Here is a 22015-nt window from a genome sequence, read left to right as displayed (position 1 = left end):
GATTACTGTCCCCACATGTGTGCCCGGTAACCTGATATGGACTTATACACAGATTTGTGGTAAAGTTATGGACAGTGACAACGTGAAGAAAGAAAAGTAAGAGGTAACGCGGAGAAAACGGAACCGTTACAAAGAGACGAGAATTATGGGACAGTTTATAGTATTGGATCTGGAATGGAACCAGAGTCCGGCGGGCAAGGAAGGCTCGATGAACCGGCTTCCATTTGAGATTATTGAGATAGGCGCGGTAAAATTAAATAAAAATCTTCAAATCATTTCGGAATTTCGCCGTCTGATCCGCCCGCGGGTGTACCGGCAGATGCATTATAAGATATCAGAAGTGACGCATATGTCGATCGAGCAGCTTGACACAGAAGGCGAGGATTTTGTGCGTGCGATGACCGAATTTTTAGAATGGTGCGGGGATGATTACCGGTTCTGTACGTGGGGCTCGATGGATCTGACCGAATTGCAGCGGAATATGGTATATCACGGGATGGAGCTGCAGTTTCCATCGCCGCTTCTCTATTATGATTTGCAGAAAATCTATGCCCTGATCCACGGCACCAAGCAAAAGGAGTCGTTAGATACCGTGGTAGAGGAATTGCACCTCACGGAAGACCGCCCGTTCCACCGGGCGCTGGATGATGCGTACTACACGGGGCGTGTCATGAGTGAGATGGACTTTTACAGCATGATGGAGTATGTTTCAGTGGATTATTACCAGCCGCCGCTGACGGAGGAGGAAGAGATCTATCTGGAATTTCCAGAATATGCGAAATTTGTGTCGCGTGAGCATGAGACGAAGGAAGAGATTTTGGAGGAACGGCGTGTGGCGGAGATGGTTTGTTACAAATGCCGCCGGACCTTGCGGAAAAAGATCCGCTGGTTTTCCTCAAACCAGAAATTTTACTTCTGTCTGGCGGTCTGCCCGGAGCACGGTTATATGAAGGGAAAGATCCGGATGAAAAAGTCGGAGGACGGCTCGTTCTTTGCTGTTAAGACGACGAAGCTGGTCGGTGAAGAGGGAGCGGCCTACGTGGAGCAGAAGAAGGAGGAAACGAAGAAGAAGCGCGCGGAACGCAACAAGGCGAAGAAGTCTGGAAAGGCGGCAGAAGCAGCCGAGTAGGGTAAAGGCAGCCGAGCGGATGGAGCGTATGAAATAGGAATTAGAGAAAAGAAAAAATTCATAGAAAAGAGTTACTGGATATGGAAATGTTTCTCCTGCCTGTTTAGAGTAAGGTAAAAGAAGAGAATTTCCACATCTGGTAACTCTTTTTGTGTCAGTTATGGGATTTTATGCGATCGTTTCTTCCTTTTTTTCGCCAGCGCCGTTCGGCGGTCCTGCATCATCAGGTCGAAATCTGCTTCGGACATTCCGCTGTCGCGCAGACGTTCCGCGCGCCGTCTGCGGCGTTCTGCGAGGGCGTCCTCCTCCTGGCGGCGCTGCATCTGGAGAAAACGGATGCCGGCGGTGACCGCGCCGATCACGACAAGAATGGCGGTCAGTGCGGCGATGAATGCCGGTGGAACGCGGACGGAAATATGAAACAGCTGTCCAAAGGATTTACCGGTGGAACTATTTTCCTGATTAGCAGCCGATTCGGGCGGATTGGAGAGCGGCAAGGCCTCCGAGGAGCCGTTTGAGAGGGCAGTGTCGGAGCTGTCCTGCGCGGTAGCTGTTGCCGCCTGGGATACGAGCTTTTCGGGAATATCTGCCGCTGTCTGGCTGCTGTCGGTGAGGGTCAGATATGCCTGGCCAACCTTGTGATCGCCGAGCGAATAAGTGACACAGGCGATCGTGCCGTCCGGTGCGCCAGCCGGGATCTCATAGTCGAAGGAGGTCGTTGTCTCCGAGAAATCCGCTGTTTTTGGAAGTACCACGCGGCTATCTGGGTCGATGGACAGGGATTCGCCCCCGGCGGTAGACACATCTGCAATTTTTAAATCTTTTCCGATATTTGAAAAAGTTTGATCATAATCTGCAATTTTGACCGACTGGAAATTGTTAAATCCAAAGTCGAGCAGCCGGCTGGTATCCTCATACTGCGTGTTGTTGCTGTGCAGGATGACGGTAATCAGTGTCGTATCGCCCTGTCTGGCACCATTGACCAGTGTGTTGAGGGCGATGGAGGTATAACCGGTTTTGCCGCCGAGAACGTCCGGACGGTAGTACTGCGGCCAGTTCTTTTTGACCAGCTTATTGCCCGGGGAGATGCCCTGTCCCTCGGGATTTTTCTGGTTCGGCGGCAGTTTATAGTAGGTTGTCTCGACGATCTTGGCAAACGTAGGATTTTCAAATGCCGCCCGCGTGATGAGCGCCATGTCGTAGGCGCTGACATAGTGTTCCTCGTTATTCAGACCGCTCGGATTTGCAAAATGCGAATCCTGGCACCCAAGCTCGGCGGCTTTTTCATTCATCAAAACAGCAAATGCATCAGCGGAGCCAGCAACGTGCTCGGCGAGTGCGTTGGCAGCCTCATTGGCTGATTTTAAAAGCAGGGCGTAGAGGCAGTCCTTGACGCTGGCAGTATCGCCTGTATCGTATCCGGCGCTGCTGCTGTTGGATTCCACGTTGTAGACCGCGCTCTCGGAAAAGGTGACTGTCTCATCGAGGGAACAGTGCTCCAGAACGATGAGGGAGGTCAGAACCTTCGTGATACTGGCAGGAGAGTAGGTTTCGTGGATGTTTTTTCCATATAAAACGACTCCGGTGTTGGCGTCCATGACGATCCCGGCATCGGAGTCAATGGAAATGTCCGCTGGCCAGTCGGTGGAGGCAAGCGCCTGCATCGGGGCGGCGAGCAGGGACAGCAAAAGTGTACCAATTAAAAACAAGGACAACTTGCTGCCTGTGCTGCCAGCTATTTTCGTCTTCAAATCCGGAGCAGCCGGGTGGCTGGAACTACCTGGAGAGCTGACGCCTCCGGAATTTCCGGAATTTTCTGCCCCTGATTTGCCCCTGCGGTGTTCCCGCAGGATACATGCAAGGCAGAGAAGAAACAGGGCGCCGGTCATCAGGCAGAAGGTGATGCCGATCCGGGCGGCGGTGTCCATGAAAAATGGTTCCGGCACGATGTTGATCAGAAGATCGGTCCGCGGATCGAGCTGCCAGAGATCATTGGTAAAGAAGATTTTGTGGAAAATAATAAAATATTTCGTAAAATCAGTGGAAATGATCCCGGCAAGCAGGGCGGTCACGCCCAGAAATAAAACCGTCCCGGCGCAGAGCATCCGTGGCAGCAGGTGTTTTAACGGAACCTTGAAAAGTGCCAGCAGTGCAACCGATGCCACTGCCAGAAACAGGCAGAGGCGGCGCAGCGCCAGTCCTCCGAGAAAGAGGTTACGGACATCCGCCATGTGCGCCTTCTCCCTAGCGTTGAAAAATTCGCGCGGCGTCCCGTCTACGACGGTGTCAATGTTCAGATCGTCGCGGCTGCCGCGCAGATACGCCATCATCTCGTCCGTCACGTAAAGCAGGTCGTCCATCTCCATATGGACATCATCGGCAACCTGGTAGCGGGTGTATTCATTTTCATAATAATGCGGCGTCCAGTAGGCGACGGCTTCCACCGAAGTGATCAGAAACACGATCATCAGACTGAAAGCACAGATAAGCCCCAGAAGCCAGCTTAAATATGTTTTTTTCTGTGTCATATAAAACCTTTCGCGGCTGTCGGGTTGTGGTACAGCTGCAGCCTTTCATTTTATGTGATAAATTTGTAAAGAGGTCGTTTGTTCTATTTTCCTTGAAACGGCTCTGTATGTTAAAGTTTCCGTTTCGTTATCCAGTATAACAGTTTCGGGGAAGCATGAAAAGGCGCGAAATGGAAAAATATGTGAAATTTTTGTTACTGTTTACGGGTAGGCACTTTTGGAACCGAAAGTGCCGTAAGAAAACATGGTGGCAGCAGGAATTTGCCATATTTAAATGCGAAGCCACGGCAAATTCCGTTACTGGGCACGATGCGTGAACAGTAATAAATTTTTCGAAAGAATGGCGGGAGGGTGGAATAGGGGCTTGTCAGCTGGCGGGGGATTCCTGTATACTGGGGGAAGATGTTATAATCTGGAGCAGAAAGAGAGAGGATACGAATATGATAAAGGCAGTCATCTTTGATATGGATGGGGTCATCATTGACAGTGAAGGAATTTATTTGAATTATCTGTATGAATATGCAAAAACGAAAAATCCGGAGGTGACTCTGGAGAGTCTGCACGGAACGGTGGGGACGACGAAGCAGGACTGCTGGATGGTTGTGGAGAAGGCGATCCACAATGGTCAGACCTGGCAGGAGCTGCATGACGAGTATCTGGGGCGCTGGACGGACATTTTTAATTCGATTGATTATCTCTCGATCTTCCGCCCGGAGATTCTGGATGTGATGGACCGCCTGAAAGCAGAGGGCTTCCGGCTGGCGGTCGCATCCGCGACGAATATTGAGCAGGTGGAGCGCATTTTAAAGGAAAATGGCGTGGCGTCCCGTCTGGAGCGGATGATCAGTGCGAGTACGTTCAAGCGCAGCAAGCCGGATCCGGCGGTTTACCTCTATACGGCGGAGCAGATGGGTCTGCAGCCGGAGGAGTGCCTTGTGATTGAGGATTCGACGGTCGGCATCACGGCGGGGCACTGCGCGGGAATGACAGTGGCGGCGCTCATCGATAACCGTTTTTCCTTTGACCGGAGTCTGGCGGACTATGAGTTAAATTCGCTGGAGGAGATTGTGCCGCTGGCGGAGAAAATTCGGGATTTAAAGTAAAATTTGAGTTGAGTAAATTCAGGGATTCATTGCGGAAAGTATAATTGCGAAAGTGATGAACCATTGTACAAAGAAAATGAAAAGGAACCATGTATGTCAGGGAGAAGAATCACTGCATGTATGGTTCCTTTTTTGGCTGATTATTGCGAAACCTGCCGGATAAAGTCTCTGGAAACGTAGGCTTCCTGTCCGTTGTAGCTGATTACCGCCCATTTTTCGTCGTAATCACGGAGATATTCCACATCGGTATCTGGTGCTAGAACACCAATCCTGTCGGTGTCGGTGGATGGTTCCGGGCGGACATTGACTGTGTCGGTGGTCCGGTAAACGGTCGATTCTGCGGCAACGGTCTCTGCCTCGGTTTCTGGAGCCAGCGATTCGGTGCTGACGGCTGCAGTAGAATCCGGTTTGGCATCCGTCGCAGGGCGTATCATCTTGATGATCAAAAGCAGCAGGATGATAATAATAATCAGAAGCACTGGTTTAATAATGCTTCGAAATTCAAAAGACGGACCGCCTGCATAGGCGCGCGGACGGCGTCCCTCGGAGCTGCCGGAACGTGTGCCGGCAGGTTTTCCGTTTCCAGAGCTGGCAGAGGAATGTCGGCTGTTCCCGCGAAGGCGGGAAGAAGCGGGGGTTGGAGCTGCACTTCGGGAAGCCCGGGTGGATTTTTTTGTGTCATTGTAGTCATTTGCGAAGGTGTAGACCTCCTGCGACAGAAGGTGATGCGCCTGATTGGCGTTGTAGGCGCTGTTGTCTCCCTCATGGATCGCCTTGTTGCCGATCGTGCGGATCTTGTGGTAATGTTCGCAGGTGGTCTTGCTGATTTTTCCGGCGCTGTAGAGGGCGTCGATCATCTCCAGAAGACCGGTTTCCAGAATGCCATACCGCTCGCAGAGGCATTTGACCATGTATTCAAGGGTCTGGCGGGCTTTCACCATCGCCAGGTTATAATTCTTCTGTCCGATCAGGCGCTCGGTCTCGCGGACCCCGCCGTGGATCTGTTCCCAGGTGCTCTGACCTGTGTTAGCTGTTGTTCCCATAGGCATATCCTCCTGTGTATATGATGCAGGTCCGAAACCGGCGTGCCGGCGGCTGTTCCCGGACGGATCCTGACTTTTGAATGTCCGGCGAAGGGGTGAAAAGACGGCAGTCATTTCGTGACCGTATGTTTGGTTTTGTCCTAAAATTATTATAATATAATCGCTTGAATTATTCATCTATAAAATGATAAAAATTGGAAAAGTTATGAAATTTGTAAGAAAAGGACACAAAGTCGGACGGATTAGAAAGGACGGCATGAAGGAGAGGGGAGGCTGTTTATGGGCAGGCATTTTTGGAACCGAAAGTGCCGCAAGAAAACGTGGGGGCAGCAGGAATTTGCCATATTTAAATGCGAAGCCACGGCAAATTCCGTTACTGGGCATGTATGCGTGAACAGTAACACGGGGATCGTAAAATGGTGTGAAAATAGAGCACCTTTGCTTGCGAAATGGGGGCTTCAATGGTAAGATAAGGATAGATCCGGCGGGTAAGCCGGGGCGTCTCAACGGAATGATACGGTACGGAAGAAAGTCCATCCGGGGCGGCGCAGATTGTAGACAGCAGGAGGAACGAAGATGAGATTACGCCATATACCGGGCGCAGAGCAGATGATAGAAGAAAACCCGCATGTGGTTCATGGGGCGAAGGAGAAGAAGGGAACCTGGCAGCAGATTTTTGGAAATGACCATCCGATCCGCATCGAGGTGGGTATGGGTAAAGGCCAGTTTATTTTGGAGCAGGCGTCCCGCAACCCGGATGTGAATTTTGTTGGTATTGAGAAATATTCGACGGTTCTTTTAAAGGCGATCCGCAAGAGAGAACAGATGGAACTGTCCAATATCTATTTCTTATGTGAGGATGCCAGAGAACTGGCAGAGATTTTTGGACCGGGGGAAGTAGAGCGGATTTATTTGAATTTTTCGGATCCGTGGCCGAAGGACCGCCATGCGAGACGGAGACTGACCTCGCCGCCATTTATGGCAGTGTACGATCAGATTCTCCAGAAGGATGGAAGAGTCGAGTTCAAGACGGACAACCAGGATTTATTTTCCTATTCCCTGGAAGCCATCCCGGAGGCGGGCTGGCGCATCACAGAATATACCCGTGACCTGCACCACAGCGAGATGGCAGAGGGCAACGTCATGACCGAGTACGAGGCAAAGTTCTCGGCGCAGGGCAAGCCGATCTGTAAGCTGGTAGCAGTGCGGTAGGAAAATCGTTACTGTACACGGGTAGGCACTTTTAGAACCGAAAGTGCCGTAGGAAAACGTGGTGGTAGCAGGAATTTGCCGTATTTAACGGTTATCTGAGCTGGCAGAGCCGGAATAAAGAAAATAAAAGCTGCATATATTTACTATAATATAAAGAAGGATGGCTGGATGCGCGGCGGTGCTTTTTGTGAGAAACCTGGACTCACATGAATGGTAACGAGGTGCGCAGAGCGTTTGCCAGAAGTCAGGAATGGATATTAAAAAGCAGCTTACACGGAAACTCATTCAGGCGACCAGCGATAAGGTAGAACTGAATAAACAGGCGTTAAAATGGAAAAAATCGATGGAAGAGGCAGCAAAGGCACTGGGAGGCGGTAAAAAGAAGCCGTCGTAAAGAGAAACAGGGCACTTCTGTTGACTGCCTGTATGGATAGAACGAAAGGAGGAAATGAGTGATGGAAATGAAGTTTACGACCGCGAATTTTGAGGAGGAGGTACTGAAATCGGAGATTCCGGTACTGGTTGATTTTTATGCAGACTGGTGCGGTCCGTGCCAGATGATGGCGCCGGTGATCGGGCAGCTGGCGGGCGAGTATGAGGGAAAAGTGAAGATCGGAAAGCTGAATGTCGATGAGAACCCGGATATTGCAGTCCAGTATAAGGTTATGTCGATCCCGACGATGATTATTTTCCGGAATGGGGAAGTGTTCAGCAAGGAAGTCGGCGCTAGTTCAAAGAAGGAAGTGGAGAAGGCGATTGGGCGGGCGCTGTAAAAGCTGCGTCTTTGGAGTCCGGCGTGGGGCAGTTTGAAAAGAGTCGCATCTTTGAAATCCGGCGTGCGGCAGCTCGAAAAAGCTGGCGCTTTTCCTCGCTGTCGGGCATTCGCCCTATAAAGAAAAAAAGAGATAACGGATGCTGTTTATGTGCAAGCACAACGCGTCATCCGCCATCTCTTTTTTTCTTTGCACGCCTCATTGCTAACGCACAAAGTGCCTGCCCCACAGCTCTCGGTCTGCGAAACAAGCACTTGATAGTGCGCCTTCAGGGACTCGAACCCTGGACAAATAGATTAAGAGTCTACTGCTCTACCAACTGAGCTAAAGGCGCTTATTTTGTTTTCTTGCGGATGCCTCATCCGTAAGACATGTGTTATTCTACTCCATCCAGAATAAAATGTCAACAGTTTTTTAAATATTTTTAAAAATATTTTAAAAAGCATTATTTTCGGTATTTTTAAAACAGATAAGGGTATGGGCGAAGGAGACTCAGAGGGTATATGGGATGCAGCCATGGGAGAAATGACGAGGTGGGTTTTGCACATGGGACGGTGGATAAGTCTGGAAAGAACGTCGTGGAAAGGGGATCACAGATTTGGGTGTTTGTAAAGGGAGAAAATGATTTTTGTGCAAAATTCTGATTCGAAAAAATATAGGGGAATCCTCTTCCATTTTTAATCTAATTGGTGTATGCTTAAATACGTCACGACGAACACACTATATATTGTGTTATGAAAGAAAACGAGTTCAATATTTTGTGTGTAATTCTAAAAATTACCTAAATACAAATCAAAAATAAAGCCAATCGTAAGACAAGTCGGAACGGAAAAGAATCCTGTCAGTGAAGGCATCCGGACATGAAAAATAGCCTGTCAGAAGAAGGCGTTGCTCTCATGAATGAGGAAATGAGAGTAAGCTGGGGGACGGGAAATGGATACAGATGGATGTTCGATGTATGCCATAAAAGTAGAAAGAGAAATCACAGAAACGGGAACCGGCGAGTCAATTTATAGATTATAGAAGACAAGTCATAAAACGGGCTTAAGGGTAAGGAGAGGGAACAGGGATGGAAGACACAGTAACAACCAATGTAATCAAACGAAATGGAGAAGAAGTACATTTTGACCGGGCGAAGATCGTAAATGCGATCACGAAAGCAAACGGCAATGTGGAGCGTATTCACCAGATGAACCCGTACCAGATTGAAGCGATTGCAGATACGATCGCCGAGCAGGTGCAGGAGATGCCGCACGCGGTGAATGTGGAAGATATCCAGGATATGGTAGAGACCAGCATTATGGAGATGCGTGGTTATGAGGTTGCACAGAAATATGTGCGCTACCGCTACCGCAGGGAGTTAAAACGCAAGTCCAACACGACCGATAACGGCATCCTGGCACTTTTGGACCATATTAATGAAGAAGTGAATCAGGAAAACTCCAACAAGAACCCGGTCATCAACTCGACCCAGCGTGACTACATGGCGGGCGAGGTCAGCAAGGACTTATCCAAGCGTGTGCTGCTGCCGGAGGAGATCGTCCGCGCGCATGAGGAAGGCATCATCCATTTCCATGATACCGACTATTTTGCACAGAAGGAGCACAACTGCGACCTGATCAATCTGGAGGATATGCTGCAGAATGGCACTGTGATCAGTGAGACGATGATCGAGAAGCCGCACAGTTTCTTTACGGCCTGCAACGTGACTACCCAGATCGTGGCGCAGGTAGCCAGCAACCAGTATGGCGGACAGTCCTTTACTCTGGCGCATCTGGCACCGTTTGTGGACATCAGCCGTCAGAAGCTGCGCAAGAACGTGATTGCAGAGCGCACCGAGTGCGGCGAGGCACTGGATGAGGATATCATCAACCGCGTGACCGAACGCCGTCTGCGCGAGGAGGTTAAGAGCGGCATCCAGACGATCCAGTACCAGCTTATCACCCTGATGACCTGTAACGGACAGGCTCCGTTTGTCACGGTATTTATGTATCTGGACGAGGTTCCGGAGGGACGGACCAGAGATGACCTTGCGATGATCATCGAGGAAGTGATGCTGCAGAGAATGCAGGGCGTCAAGAATGAAAAGGGCGTCTGGATCACACCGGCGTTCCCGAAGCTTATCTATGTGCTGGATGAGGACAATATTACGGAAGGTTCGAAATATTGGCACCTGACTGAGCTGGCAGCGAAATGTACCGCGAAACGGATGGTTCCGGACTACATTTCTGCTAAGATTATGAAAGAATTAAAGAAGGGCGAGGTTTACCCGTGCATGGGCTGCCGTTCTTTCCTGACGGTAGAGGATTCCCAGATGCTGCCGAACGGCAAGCATAAATTCTATGGACGTTTCAACCAGGGTGTTGTCACGATTAACCTGGTCGATGTGGCTTGTTCTTCGGAGGGAGATATGGACCGTTTCTGGCAGATTCTCGATGAGAGACTGGAACTGTGCCATCGTGCGCTCCGCTGCCGTCATGAGAGGCTGCTCGGCACGATCTCCGATGTGGCGCCGATTCTGTGGCAGAATGGTGCGCTTGCCCGCCTGAAAAAGGGTGAGACGATCGACAAACTCCTGTACAACGGCTATTCTACGATTTCTCTGGGATATGCAGGTCTGTATGAGATGTGTATGCGGATGTTAGGAAAATCCCACACCGATCCGGAGGCGAAGCCATTTGCACTGAAAGTTATGCAGCGTCTGAATGATAAATGCAAAGAGTGGAGAGAGGCGGAGAACATCAGCTATTCTGTATACGGCACGCCGATGGAGTCTACGACTTATAAATTTGCAAAATGCCTGCAGAAGCGCTTCGGTATCATTCCGGGCGTTACGGATAAGAACTATATCACGAACAGCTACCATGTACACGTATCCGAGAAGATTGACGCGTTCAGTAAGCTGAAATTTGAGGCAGAGTTTCAGAAGCTCTCCCCGGGCGGTGCGATCAGCTACATCGAGGTGCCGAATATGCAGACTAATATTCCGGCAGTTCTCTCTGTGATGCAGTTTATCTACAATAATATTATGTATGCGGAGCTGAACACCAAGAGTGATTTCTGTGAGAAGTGTGGCTATGACGGCGAGATCAAGATTGTTGAGGATGAGGCTGGCAAGCTGGTGTGGGAGTGCCCGAACTGCGGCAACCGCGACCAGAACAAGCTCTTTGTCGCACGCCGTACCTGCGGCTACATCGGAACCCAGTTCTGGAACCAGGGACGTACCCAGGAGATCCGGGATCGGGTGCTGCATCTGTAGGATGTGGTGAAGGCTTTGGCTTGCCAGGCGTCGGACGATTATAATAAATGGAAAATGAGACGGAAAATCGGAATCACTGCCCGGCAGCGGTTCCGGTTTTCTGGTAATGTACTCTCGGAATCTTTCTGTGCTTGATTTTGTGAGATGATTTTTTGTCAGTTGTGTCCAAATTTCTGAGACGTACGCGGTGCGTACGTTGATGAAATTCGGGCACGGCTGGCGGAAAATCAGCCGCAAAAGCGAGTGTAGAAAGACTCCGAGAGTACATTGGTCTAGGGGAGGAAGAGATGTATTACGGAACCATTAAAAAGCATGATATTGCCAACGGTCCGGGCGTGCGCGTCAGCTTGTTTGTGTCGGGCTGCCGCCATCACTGCAAGGGCTGTTTCAATGCGGAGACGTGGGATTTTCGATATGGACAGTTATATACAGAAGAGACGGAGAAAGAGATTTTAGCGGCATTGGAGCCGGGATATATACAGGGCTTTACGCTGCTCGGCGGAGAACCGTTTGAGCCGGAAAACCAGATGGAACTGGTACATTTACTCCGGAAGGTGCGCGAGACGTATCCGGAGAAGGATATCTGGTGCTACAGCGGCTATCTCTGGGATCGGGATCTGGCAGCCGGCGGCGTTGTCCATACAGAGGTGACAGACGAGATGCTGTCCTATGTAGATGTGTTGGTGGACGGAGAGTTCGTGGAAGCGGAGAAGGATCTGACCCTGCAGTTTCGCGGAAGCCGGAACCAGAGAATTCTGGAGCTTAAAAAGCTGCGGAAGCAGGGAAAATAGGAAAGTTCAGGTTTACAGAGAGGGAGTTACAGAAATTGCTGCAGTAACCGCGTAAGAATGCTTTTTACTTGAAAATAGGATCGCTAAAAAGAGCTGTCACAAAAGCCGGTGCAAACCGTCGGTTGACAGCTCTTTTTTGGCGTGCGATCCGCACATGAAATCACTTGTTTCCGAATGTTTAATACATTCCATCGTAAGGATCTTCTTCCTCATGAACTTCAAATAGATCGCCGGGCGTACAGTCCAGTGCGGAGCAGATGCGGGCGATGGTGCTGAAGCGGATGGATTCAGTTTCATTGTCCAGAATTCGGCTGGCATTTTTATAGCCAAGCCCGGTCATGGCGATAAAACGGTATTTCGTCAGACGCTTTTCAGCCAAAAGTTTATGAATGCGAAGTTTAATCGTGACAGTTTTCAATTCGGAATTTCCTCCTTTGTATACACACAGTGTTACCTTAAATATAAAGGATTTTCAATGTGCGGATAACTGGCTTAAACAATAGCTGATGTAGAGGAACTTATAGATACATTAGAAACGATTCACTGGTTTGGGTATAAAAAAAGAACTGCCACGCTCATGGCAGTTCTTACGAAAACAAATAGATAGTAAAAAACATCAGCTGTGAATCGCCTTTAAGGCGCCTCACTCCCCCCGTTCTCTTCTGCGTAAAACATCCGGTACTGCGCCGGGGTGATGCCGATCTCCTGCTTAAATACGCGGATAAAATAGGAGGGGATCCGCAGTCCTACCATCTCACCGACCGACTGGATCGTGGCGTCGGAGTGGAGGAGAAGCTGGGAGGCGTGTTCGATGCGTAGTTTTTTCAGGTACTGCATCGGGCTGGCGCCGTATGCCTGGTGGAAACTGCGGATTAAGTGGGACGGGCTGTAGGAATACTGGCGCGCCAGATCGTTTAAGGAGATCTCCTCCGTGTAGTGGGCATCCAGGTAGTCGCGCAGCGTCCGGGCGATGCTTTCCTTCTCGCGACTGTAGCAGTACGGCGCATAGAGAACCTGGAGAAATTCAATGAAATCATGCTGGAGCTCAAACGGCGTCCGCACGGAGGATGGAAAGCTCTTTTTCTGTGTGTATTTGCTGAAAGAAACCAGGTTCATCCGCTGCAGATACTTTTCCAGCTTCTCCCGGTTGGCTTCCGGCACGGTGCCGGTGCGCGGCAGGGAGAGAATGAAATTCTGCGGCGAATAGTAAAATTTCGGCGCGGCGCGCCGGGTTACGTTGTCCGGGTAAAATTCATCGGACAGGCTGTATTTACCGTTGGTATAGAAATGCACCCAGCTCGTCGTGGTCTTTTCCTGGCAGACGCGGCTGCCGCGGTGCGGGGTATCGGGGGTAATGATAAAAAACTGCCCGGCATTCAGTTCAACGCGGAACGGATCCTGTTCGAGATATAAAGTTCCGCTGTGAACATAGATAAGATCAAAGACATTTCGGATCGTCCGGCGCTCATGGATATCGCCGGGGCGGTAAACACATCCGCCTCCGACGATAAAATAAGGAAGGGGCGGACAGTTTAAATTAATAAAATTCATGATGTATGTACTCCCGTTTAAATAAAAACAGCCACGTAACAGGAATCCTGTCTGAACCGCAGAGAAGCAAACGAAAAACAGGACAACTTTGTCAGGTTGTTAAACAAATTTAAAATATCAATTTTATTATATCAAATAGAAAGAAAAACAGCAAGAATCTGTTTGGCAAATCCCTTATATTTGCAGAAATAAAACACTCTACTTGGGAAAATAAGAGGGGATGAATGAAGAATAAAGAAAAATCAGAGAAAAAGAAGGAATGAAATCAGGCTGATTTTGTTCTATAAAAATACGCGTATTCTTTTCTATAATATGCAAAATGTGTTAGATCGCTTTTCCACTATTTGAATGGTATACTTATAAGAAAACATACAAAAAAAGAAGCCTTTTTCAGATTATTGATAGGCGCTTACGGATAAGTGAATAATAAATCAGGAGGTTTTCTGTGAATGATAAAAAAGGAGACAAGTTTCATTGATTTGAAACAGGTAAAGATAGACGACCCGTTCTTTTCGCGGGTACAGAATGTGGTAATTCACACGATGCTTCCGTATCAGGAACGGGTGCTTCACGATGAGGTGTCCGGAATCCGAAAGAGCCATGTGATTAAAAACTTCCGCATTGCAGCGGGAGATGAGAAAGGAACGTATTACGGGCGTGTATTTCAGGACAGCGACCTGGCGAAATGGCTGGAGGCGGTGGCGTACTCACTGACCGTCGAGGCAAATCCAGAGCTGGAGGCGCGTGCCGATGCGATCATCGACCTGATCGGGCGGGCGCAGCAGCCGGACGGCTACCTGGATACCTATTTCATTGCGGCGGAGTCGGAACATAAGTGGCAGAACCTGACGGACTGCCATGAGATGTACTGTGCCGGACATATGACGGAGGCAGGCGTCGCGTACTATCAGGCGACGGGAAAGACGAAGCTTTTAGATATCTGCTGCAAGCTGTGCGATCATATCGATCGGCGGTTCGGACGGGAAGCAGGCAAAGTAACCGGCATTCCGGGACATGAGGAGATCGAGCTGGCGCTGATGCGGCTTTATCAGGCAACCGGGGAAGAGAGATACCGGAAGCTGGCGGCATATTTTATCGATGAGCGCGGACGGGATCCGGAGTTCTTCCATAAAGAAGCGGCGGCTAGAAGCTGGAGCCGCACCGATTACATGGACAAGCAGCCGCCGTCCTACATGCAGAACCACAAGCCGGTGCGTGAGCAGGATACGGTGGAAGGACACGCGGTCCGTTGTATGTATCTTCTGACGGCGGCGGCAAACCTGGCAGCGCAGAATCACGATGAGGCGCTGATGGCAGCCTGCCGGAAGATGTGGGACAACATGGTAGACCGGCGGATGTACATAACGGGTGGAATCGGTTCCACCTATTACGGCGAGGCATTTACCGTGGATTATGATTTGCCGAATGATACCGCTTACGCGGAAACGTGTGCGGCGGTGGGGGTCTGCTTTTTTGCGAAACAGATGCTGGAGGCGGATCCGGACGCGCGGTATGCGGATATTCTAGAGCGGGAGATTTACAACGGAACCATCAGCGGCATGCAGTTAGACGGAACGAAATTCTTTTATATCAATCAGCTTGAAGCCAATCCGGGCATGCCGACCAACGCATATGGCGAAGAAGAATACACACCGGAGCGGATCGGCTGGTATGACTGTGCATGCTGTCCTCCGAACCTGGCGCGTCTGATGACTTCACTTGGTTCTTATGTATGGTCTTCAAGTGAAGATACGATCTATTCCCACCTGTTTGTCGGGGGAACGGCTTCCTTTGAAACAGCGGGCGGCGTGAAGATAGCGCTTACATCGAAATATCCGTGGAACGGCTCCGTTACCTACACGGTAGAACCGGAGCAGGCGGGAGCAGAATTTACTTTGGCAGTCCGTTATCCGGGCTGGTGCCATCAGATGCAGGTGAAGGTCAATGGCATACCGGTTTCCGGGGCAGTCAAGACAGACAAGGGCTACTGGATGATCCAGAGAAGCTGGCAGCCTGGTGATACTGTTTCCTGCGAGATGGAGATGGAGCCGGAGCGGGTCTATGCACACCCGATGGTGCGGGCGGATGCCGGATGCGTGGCACTCAGACGCGGACCAATCATCTACACCTTTGAGGGCGTGGACAACGGAGAGGATCTTCAGACACTGCGGATTCCGCGGGAGGCGAAGATTGAAGTGCTTCCGTATCAGGCGGATCTGCTGGAAGGTATCGTGGCGCTGCGCGTGACGGGCTGCCGGAAGAAAACGGCGGTTAATCCGGCGCTTTATGCAGAAGATGCGGCACCGGAAGAGGTGGTAACCCTGCAGGCAATTCCGTACTATGCATGGTGCAACCGCGGCATGACGCATATGCGCGTGTGGATGCAGGAATAGAGAGATAAAACCGTTTGTCTTATTTTATACTTCGGAGTTGAAAGAATATCCGGGCTATAAGAGAAGGAGAGAGACGTATTATATTAAGAAAGAAGGGAGTACGGACATGAAGAAATATATCGGAAAACGTATCATGATTTCTCTTGTCACGCTTCTGATCATCATCCTGGTACTTTTTATGCTGCTGCAGCTGATGCCGGGATCTCCGTTCAACGATGAAAAGCTGACCGCGGATCAGATTGCGATGATGTCGAAGAAATATGGACTGGACAAACCGTTGATCGTACAGTTTTTCACGTATGTGAAGAACCTGCTGCAGGGCGATTTTGGTGTATCGTATGTTATCTCCAAGGATACCTCCATCTCGGTTCTGTTAAAGAACCGTGTGCCGGTCAGCTTTGGAATCGGACTGGAGGCAGTTTCCTTCGGTGCGGTAGTCGGACTGATTTTAGGTATTCTGGCAGCGCTCAAGAAAAATAGCTGGCTTGATACCATCTGTACTGTGATTTCAGTTCTGGGCGTCAGCCTTCCGTCCTATGTTTTTGCATTGGTTATGGCATATTTCATCGGCTACAAGGCACAGTGGCTGCCGCTTCTGTTTGACGGCAAGAAGTTCTTCGCATCGTCGATCATGCCGATGCTGGCGCTGTCGATGTTTACGGTAGCGACGGTGGCTCGATTTACGAGAACCTCCCTTCTGGAGGTGCTGGACAGCGACTACATGCTGCTTGCGGAGAGCAAGGGAATCACGGGACGCCCGCTTCTGGTGCGCCATGCACTTCGAAACGCGCTGATCCCGATCATTACGGTACTGGCGCCGCTGGTTGTCGATCTGATGATTGGTTCCCTGGTTATCGAGAAGATCTTCTCGATTCCGGGCATCGGAAGTTTAATGATTGCAGCGATTCAGTCCAACGATTACAACGTGACGATTTCGCTGGCATTTATCTACAGTGTCATGTACATTGTCCTGATGCTGGTGGTTGACGTCCTGTACGGAATTATCGACCCGAGAATCCGTCTGGCGAAGAAATCGGATTGAGAGGTGATGGCATGAAAAAACGGAGTGACGAAAAGACAGATGAGAAAATGACAGGCGGGGATGCGGCTTCCGTTCGGGAGCATGTGTTATCACCCGAAGAATATTTAAGCCAGATCGAATTTCTGGACGATGATTTTGAATTCCAGCACAAAGACGGCTTTGAACATGTCGATACAAACTTTGCAAGCCAGAGCTACTGGAAAGAGGCAATTGCACGGTTTAAGAAAAATAAGGGCGCAATGTTCAGCTTTGTCTGTATTCTGTTTCTGATTGTGATGGCGCTTGTCGGACCTCACATGAACCAGTTTACCTACGATCAGCAGATTATTACCAACCAGAACATGGCGCCGAGAGTGCCGGGGCTGGAAAATATGGGTATCTTAGATGGTTCTGAGACGATCCGTACATCCACCGGAAGCAAAGAAATCAACTATTATGAGAGCAACAGTCTGACCGATACCTACTACTGGTTTGGTTCCGATTCGCTGGGACGCGACCTCTGGACCAGGACCTGGAGCGGAACGCGGATCAGCCTCTATGTAGCGGTTCTGGCGGTATTCATCGACCTTGCGTTTGGTCTGACGTATGGACTTGTATCCGGATATTTCGGCGGAAAAGTCGATATGATCATGCAGCGTATCGTCGAGATACTAAACAGTATTCCGTACCTGATCACGGTTACCCTGCTTTTGTTAGTTATGAAACCGGGGCTTATGTCTATCACGTTCGCCCTGATGTTTTCCGGGTGGCTGGGCATGAGCCGAATCGCCCGCGCGGAGGTCTTAAAGCTGAAAGAGCAGGAATATGTGCTTGCTTCCCGGACGCTGGGAGCAAAGAGTTTCCGCATTATTTTCAAAGAGATTTTACCAAATATTTTTGGTCCTTTGATCACACAGACGATGTTCTCGATCCCGCATGCGATCTTTACCGAGGCATTCTTAGCCTTTATTGGCCTGGGGGTGCCGGAGCCGATGGCTTCGCTGGGTTCCCTGATTTCGAGTGGATATCAGAACTTTACAAGCCATCCGTACATGATCGTGTTCCCGTTAATTGTCATGGGACTTCTGATGCTGTGCTTTAACATGCTGGCGGATGGTCTGCGTGATGCATTGGATCCGAAGATGAAGGATATGTAGGAGGAAATGGCATGGAGAAAAAAGAAGAAATTTTACGAGTGCGGAATCTGGACATTTCCTTCGAGACGACAGCCGGAGTGGTCAATGCCGTCCGGGGCGTCAACCTGACGGTAAACCGGGGCGAGACGGTTGCAATCGTTGGGGAATCCGGTTCCGGTAAATCGGTTTCTGCGAAGGCGATCATGGGAATCCTGGCAAAGAACGGAACGATCGACCGCGGACAGATCACATTTTCATATTATCGTAACCCGGAGGAACGGGTCACCAGAGAAATTCTGCAGATGAAAAAAGAGGAAATCCGCCGCCATATCAACGGAAAACGGATCGCGATGGTCTTCCAGGATCCGATGACCTCCTTAAACCCGCTGATGCCGGTTGGGAAACAGATCATGGAAGGCATGATCTGGCATTATCATACACCGAAGGAAGAGGCATATAAGAAGGCGCTGGAGCTGATGAAGCTGGTCGGCATCACCGACGCGGAGAAGCGAATCAAAAACTATCCGCACCAGCTCTCCGGTGGTATGCGCCAGAGAATCGTCATTGCGATCGCACTGGCGTGCGATCCGGAGCTTTTAATCTGCGACGAGCCGACGACGGCGCTGGACGTTACGATTCAGTCGAAGATTCTGGAACTGATTCAGGAGATTCAGAAAAAACGGCAGCTGTCGGTTATCTATATCACGCACGATCTGGGTGTCGTTGCGAAGGTTGCCGATTATGTCAACGTCATGTATGCAGGCAAGATCGTCGAGAGCGGCACGGTCGAGGATGTATTCTACGATCCGTGCCACCCGTACACATGGGGACTTCTCTCCGCGATGCCAGATCTGGGAACGGACGACGAACGTCTTTACACAATCCCGGGCAGCCCGCCAAACCTGCTTCACAAGGTAACGGGTGATGCGTTTGCACCGCGGAATAAATATGCGTTAAACATTGACAGTCGTCTGGAGCCGCCGATGTTCAAGATATCGGAGACACACAGCGCCGCGACATGGCTGCTGCATCCGAAGGCGCCGAAGGTCGATATGCCGCCGGAGCTTCGGGATCGAATTGAGAGAATGAAGAAAGAGGGGGGAATCGCATGAGTGCAGTGACAGAGACAAACAAAAAGCCCCTTCTGGAAGTAAAAGGACTCAAGCAGTACTTTCCGGTCAGCCGGAAATTTACCGTAAAAGCGGTTGAGGATGTCAGTTTTTATATCAATCCGGGCGAGACCTATGGTCTTGTGGGGGAATCCGGATCGGGAAAGACGACGATCGGGCGGGCGCTGATCCGCCTCTACGATCCGACCGCAGGACAAATTACCTTTGACGGGATGGATATTTCCGGAAAAATGAGCCGCCAGACAGAGGCGAGACTCAGAAGTGATATGCAGATGATTTTCCAGGATCCGATGGCATGTTTAAATCCGCGCCAGAAAGTAGCGGATATCATTGCACAGGGGCTGGATATCCATCACCGGTACCATTCCCAGAAAGAGCGGACCGAGATGGTGGCAGACATCCTCCACAAGGTAGGTCTGGCGCCGGAACATGCAAACCGGTACCCGCATCAGTTTTCCGGTGGTCAGCGGCAGCGTGTCGGCATCGCCCGGGCGCTTGTCATGAACCCGAAGCTGATCATTGCCGATGAGTGTATCTCGGCGCTCGATATGTCCATTCAGGCGCAGGTTGTCAACCTGATGAAGGACATCCAGGACGAGACGGGGCTTGCATACCTCTTCATCGCCCACGACCTCTCGATGGTTAAATATATTTCCGACCGCATCGGCGTTCTTCATCTGGGCTACCTTTTGGAGACGGGCACGACGGAGGAGATTTTCTCCCATCCGGTACATCCGTACACCCGAAGCCTGATTTCGGCGATCCCGAACCCGAACCCGGTGGTAGAGCGCAGCCGGATTGCACTGCACTATGATTATAAGACGAGCGGCCTGGATTACGGCGCAGGTACGATGCATCAGATTGAGGGCACACATTTTGTGCGCGGAACCGATGCAGATTTGGAAAAATGGGTGTAGATTTAAAAGAAAGCCGATGCATTCCGGCACAAAATCAACCATAATAAATGTGATAAAATGACCTGTTTAGCGGGTGATTTTATAGATGAGCCGAACCAGCAGACAACTGAGGATAGACAGCCGGGACCAGGAAATGCAGCATGAAACGGGAATGGTTTGGTTTTATTAAAAAAACAAAAAAGGAGGAAGTATTATGAAGCTAAAAAAAGTAATGGCGTGGACGCTGGCTTCTGCTATGTTTGCTGGACTTTTAGCAGGCTGCGGCGGATCGACCCAGACAACAGAGACAGCAGCGGCTGAATCTGGAAGCGCAGAGGGCGGCAGCTCGGCTGAGGGCGGCAAGGTGCTTCGCTATCAGGCAAGCACTCTGGTAGACTCCCTGGATCCGGCACTTTCCAACGACTACACATCCAGTGGTGTTATCTCCCAGTTTATGATGGGTCTGATGACCAAGGATGAGTCAGGTGCTCCGGTTTACGGCGTGGCGGAGAGTGAGGAGAAGTCCGAGGATGGTCTGACCCTGACCTTCAAGATCCGTGACGACGCAAAATGGTCCAACGGCGATCCGGTAACGGCAAACGATTTCGTTTACGCATGGAGACGAGTAGCCGATCCGGCAACTGCAAGTGATTACCAGTTCTTTATCACAACCGCCTGCATCGCAAATGCAGAAGAGGTAACAACAGGTGAAAAACCGGTTGAGGAACTGGGTGTAGAGGCAGCGGACGATAAGACATTAGTCGTAACTTTAAGCTCCCCGTGTGCTATCTTTGATTACCTGATGGCATCCGGCGCATGCTTCCTGCCTTTAAATCAGAAATTTGTAGAGAGCTGCGGCGGCAACTTTGCAACTTCCGCAGATACCCTGTTAGCAGATGGTCCGTTCAAGGTATCTTCCTATGAGCCGTCTGCCATGAAGGTAGAATTAGTAAAGAATGATCAGTTCTTCGGTGCATCCGATGTCAAACTGGACGGTGTTGAGTTCTCGATCATTACCGACAGCCAGACAGCAGCCCTTTCTTTTGAAAATGGCGATCTGGACGTTGTAACCTTAAGCGGTAACCTGGTAGAGCAGTATGAGGATGATCCGAGATTCTCCACCAGAAGTGACGGTTACAACTGGTATCTGACCCCGAACATGAAGAAAGAGGGGCTTGACAATGTAAATATCCGTAAGGCACTGGCAAAATCGTATGACAAAGAAGCGATCACAACCCGTGTTCTGAAAGATGGTTCCACACCGATGGATTACTTCGTACCGCAGGGTCTTGCTACCAATGAAAAAGGCGAAGATTTCCGCGAGGCAGCAGGCAGCGCATACGACAGCTGGACCTACGATGTAGAGGCAGCAAAAGAGCTGTGGAAGACAGGTCTTGGCGAGCTTGGAAAAGATTCCTTATCTTTTACCTTAATGTGTGAAGATACCGATTCTGCACAGGCTGTTGCACAGTTCCTGCAGAGCGAGTGGCAGAACAATCTGCCGGGTCTGACCATCGAACTTCAGGTACTTCCGAAGAAAGCCCGTCTGGAATACATGCAGAAAGGTGAATATGATATCGGTCTTACCCGCTGGGGTCCGGACTACGCAGATCCGATGACTGATCTGGATATGTGGATAACCGGCAGCTCCACCAACTACTCCCAGTTCTCCGATGCAGACTACGATGCAACCATCCAGTCCGCAAAGAAGGGCGATCTGGCACTCGACCAGGATGCTCGTTGGGAAGCTTTAGTTGGCTGTGAGAAGACGCTGGCAGATCAGTGTGTTCTGTTCCCGATTTACGGACAGTCTGTAGCCGTTATGACCAATCCGGATGTAAGCGGTATCCAGTACTACTCCGTAGGGCTTCCTTATCTGTTCATCAATGTAGATAAAAAGTAATAAATAAAAACAGATGGATCAAAATCTGAAATGATTTTAGATTCAAAGCGGACCGCAGAGTGAGAAAATGTACCCTGCGGTTCGTTTTTTTTGTTATTTTATGGCATTTTCGCTGTCAAACTGCAGCCTGCTTGTAACGGTTCACAG

Annotated in this window: 17 protein-coding genes and 1 tRNA gene; 13 read left to right on the top strand and 5 right to left on the bottom strand. The window is 50.2% G+C overall.

Annotation, left to right across the window (positions count from 1 at the left end; genetic code table 11):
- Positions 1-145 precede the first annotated feature (145 nt).
- The gene (locus DW931_RS09965; RefSeq protein ID WP_022359138.1) at positions 146-1129 is read left to right on the top strand and encodes a 3'-5' exonuclease; all 984 of its coding nucleotides are present in this window, start codon (positions 146-148) and stop codon (positions 1127-1129) included.
- Positions 1130-1287: 158 nt separating this feature from the next.
- Here DW931_RS09965 and DW931_RS16220 read toward each other — a convergent pair whose 3' ends face one another.
- Complete coding sequence (locus tag DW931_RS16220; protein ID WP_243036936.1) at positions 1288-3657, bottom strand: TIGR01906 family membrane protein; 2370 nt, start codon at positions 3655-3657, stop codon at positions 1288-1290.
- Positions 3658-4097: 440 nt separating this feature from the next.
- Between DW931_RS16220 and DW931_RS09950 the strand changes: the two genes are divergently transcribed.
- Positions 4098-4760, top strand: coding sequence for an HAD family phosphatase (locus DW931_RS09950; protein WP_107000922.1), 663 nt, complete (start codon positions 4098-4100; stop codon positions 4758-4760).
- A gap of 140 nt (positions 4761-4900) precedes the next feature.
- Here DW931_RS09950 and DW931_RS09945 read toward each other — a convergent pair whose 3' ends face one another.
- The gene (locus DW931_RS09945; protein WP_107000921.1) at positions 4901-5803 is read right to left on the bottom strand and encodes an SH3 domain-containing protein; all 903 of its coding nucleotides are present in this window, start codon (positions 5801-5803) and stop codon (positions 4901-4903) included.
- A gap of 576 nt (positions 5804-6379) precedes the next feature.
- On the opposite strand from DW931_RS09945, the gene trmB reads away from it, so the two are divergent.
- From trmB to trxA, 3 genes are all read left to right on the top strand, one after another.
- Positions 6380-7015 (top strand): tRNA (guanosine(46)-N7)-methyltransferase TrmB, encoded by a 636-nt coding sequence (trmB, locus tag DW931_RS09935; protein ID WP_118482283.1) that lies wholly within the window; start codon positions 6380-6382, stop codon positions 7013-7015.
- Positions 7016-7265: 250 nt separating this feature from the next.
- Positions 7266-7409 (top strand): hypothetical protein, encoded by a 144-nt coding sequence (locus tag DW931_RS15935; protein ID WP_181357206.1) that lies wholly within the window; start codon positions 7266-7268, stop codon positions 7407-7409.
- Between the two features lie 61 nt (positions 7410-7470).
- Positions 7471-7788, top strand: coding sequence for a thioredoxin (gene trxA, locus DW931_RS09930; protein WP_107000918.1), 318 nt, complete (start codon positions 7471-7473; stop codon positions 7786-7788).
- A 261-nt stretch (positions 7789-8049) separates the two neighbouring features.
- Here trxA and DW931_RS09925 read toward each other — a convergent pair.
- A tRNA-Lys gene (locus DW931_RS09925) sits at positions 8050-8122 on the bottom strand.
- A gap of 735 nt (positions 8123-8857) precedes the next feature.
- Here DW931_RS09925 and nrdD point away from each other — a divergent pair.
- Both nrdD and nrdG read left to right on the top strand, forming a co-directional pair.
- Positions 8858-11047, top strand: coding sequence for an anaerobic ribonucleoside-triphosphate reductase (gene nrdD, locus DW931_RS09920; protein WP_117796798.1), 2190 nt, complete (start codon positions 8858-8860; stop codon positions 11045-11047).
- Positions 11048-11334: 287 nt separating this feature from the next.
- Complete coding sequence (gene nrdG, locus DW931_RS09915) at positions 11335-11838, top strand: anaerobic ribonucleoside-triphosphate reductase activating protein (protein ID WP_107000916.1); 504 nt, start codon at positions 11335-11337, stop codon at positions 11836-11838.
- 178 nt (positions 11839-12016) lie between these two features.
- Here the strand turns inward: nrdG and DW931_RS09910 are convergent, their stop codons facing one another.
- Positions 12017-12256 (bottom strand): helix-turn-helix transcriptional regulator, encoded by a 240-nt coding sequence (locus DW931_RS09910; RefSeq protein WP_022359127.1) that lies wholly within the window; start codon positions 12254-12256, stop codon positions 12017-12019.
- Positions 12257-12471: 215 nt separating this feature from the next.
- The gene (locus DW931_RS09905) at positions 12472-13389 is read right to left on the bottom strand and encodes an AraC family transcriptional regulator (protein ID WP_107000914.1); all 918 of its coding nucleotides are present in this window, start codon (positions 13387-13389) and stop codon (positions 12472-12474) included.
- Positions 13390-13838: 449 nt separating this feature from the next.
- Here DW931_RS09905 and DW931_RS09900 point away from each other — a divergent pair, with 449 nt between their 5' ends.
- The 6 genes from DW931_RS09900 (at position 13839) to DW931_RS09875 (ending at position 21868) form a co-directional block, all read left to right on the top strand.
- Complete coding sequence (locus tag DW931_RS09900) at positions 13839-15782, top strand: beta-L-arabinofuranosidase domain-containing protein (protein WP_107000913.1); 1944 nt, start codon at positions 13839-13841, stop codon at positions 15780-15782.
- Positions 15757-16824 carry an ABC transporter permease gene (locus DW931_RS09895; RefSeq protein WP_333493356.1) on the top strand — a complete coding sequence of 356 codons (1068 nt, stop codon included), beginning with the start codon at positions 15757-15759 and terminating at the stop codon, positions 16822-16824. The genes DW931_RS09900 and DW931_RS09895 overlap by 26 nt, the downstream gene beginning before the upstream one ends.
- 11 nt (positions 16825-16835) lie before the next feature.
- On the top strand, positions 16836-17960 hold the full coding sequence (gene opp3C / locus DW931_RS09890; RefSeq protein WP_022359123.1) for an oligopeptide ABC transporter permease: 1125 nt from the start codon (positions 16836-16838) through the stop codon (positions 17958-17960).
- A gap of 11 nt (positions 17961-17971) precedes the next feature.
- Positions 17972-19051 carry an ABC transporter ATP-binding protein gene (locus DW931_RS09885; protein WP_107000911.1) on the top strand — a complete coding sequence of 360 codons (1080 nt, stop codon included), beginning with the start codon at positions 17972-17974 and terminating at the stop codon, positions 19049-19051.
- Positions 19048-19986 (top strand): ATP-binding cassette domain-containing protein, encoded by a 939-nt coding sequence (locus DW931_RS09880; protein ID WP_107000910.1) that lies wholly within the window; start codon positions 19048-19050, stop codon positions 19984-19986. The genes DW931_RS09885 and DW931_RS09880 overlap by 4 nt, the downstream gene beginning before the upstream one ends.
- 193 nt (positions 19987-20179) lie before the next feature.
- Positions 20180-21868, top strand: a complete 1689-nt coding sequence (locus DW931_RS09875; RefSeq protein WP_207722859.1) for a peptide ABC transporter substrate-binding protein — start codon at positions 20180-20182, stop codon at positions 21866-21868.
- Positions 21869-22015: the final 147 nt, after the last annotated feature.

It is taken from the genome of Clostridium sp. AM43-3BH, assembly GCF_003479985.1.
GTDB lineage: Bacteria > Bacillota > Clostridia > Lachnospirales > Lachnospiraceae > Otoolea > Otoolea fessa.
The sequence above is the reverse complement of the archived record's forward strand: the minus strand, read 5'-3'. Positions and strand labels throughout refer to the sequence as shown.

Excerpts from the sequence above, each read along its gene's own strand:
- trxA (WP_107000918.1), top strand. The coding sequence starts at position 7,471 with ATGGAAATGAAGTTTACGACCGCGAATTTTGAGGAGGAGGTACTGAAA.
- nrdG (WP_107000916.1), top strand. The coding sequence starts at position 11,335 with ATGTATTACGGAACCATTAAAAAGCATGATATTGCCAACGGTCCGGGC.
- DW931_RS09885 (WP_107000911.1), top strand. The coding sequence starts at position 17,972 with ATGGAGAAAAAAGAAGAAATTTTACGAGTGCGGAATCTGGACATTTCC.
- DW931_RS15935 (WP_181357206.1), top strand. The coding sequence starts at position 7,266 with ATGGATATTAAAAAGCAGCTTACACGGAAACTCATTCAGGCGACCAGC.
- trmB (WP_118482283.1), top strand. The coding sequence starts at position 6,380 with ATGAGATTACGCCATATACCGGGCGCAGAGCAGATGATAGAAGAAAAC.
- DW931_RS09965 (WP_022359138.1), top strand. The coding sequence starts at position 146 with ATGGGACAGTTTATAGTATTGGATCTGGAATGGAACCAGAGTCCGGCG.
- opp3C (WP_022359123.1), top strand. The coding sequence starts at position 16,836 with ATGAAAAAACGGAGTGACGAAAAGACAGATGAGAAAATGACAGGCGGG.
- DW931_RS09900 (WP_107000913.1), top strand. The coding sequence starts at position 13,839 with ATGATAAAAAAGGAGACAAGTTTCATTGATTTGAAACAGGTAAAGATA.
- DW931_RS09880 (WP_107000910.1), top strand. The coding sequence starts at position 19,048 with ATGAGTGCAGTGACAGAGACAAACAAAAAGCCCCTTCTGGAAGTAAAA.
- DW931_RS09905 (WP_107000914.1), bottom strand. The coding sequence starts at position 13,389 with ATGAATTTTATTAATTTAAACTGTCCGCCCCTTCCTTATTTTATCGTC.
- nrdD (WP_117796798.1), top strand. The coding sequence starts at position 8,858 with ATGGAAGACACAGTAACAACCAATGTAATCAAACGAAATGGAGAAGAA.
- DW931_RS09950 (WP_107000922.1), top strand. The coding sequence starts at position 4,098 with ATGATAAAGGCAGTCATCTTTGATATGGATGGGGTCATCATTGACAGT.
- DW931_RS09945 (WP_107000921.1), bottom strand. The coding sequence starts at position 5,803 with ATGGGAACAACAGCTAACACAGGTCAGAGCACCTGGGAACAGATCCAC.
- DW931_RS16220 (WP_243036936.1), bottom strand. The coding sequence starts at position 3,657 with ATGACACAGAAAAAAACATATTTAAGCTGGCTTCTGGGGCTTATCTGT.
- DW931_RS09875 (WP_207722859.1), top strand. The coding sequence starts at position 20,180 with ATGAAGCTAAAAAAAGTAATGGCGTGGACGCTGGCTTCTGCTATGTTT.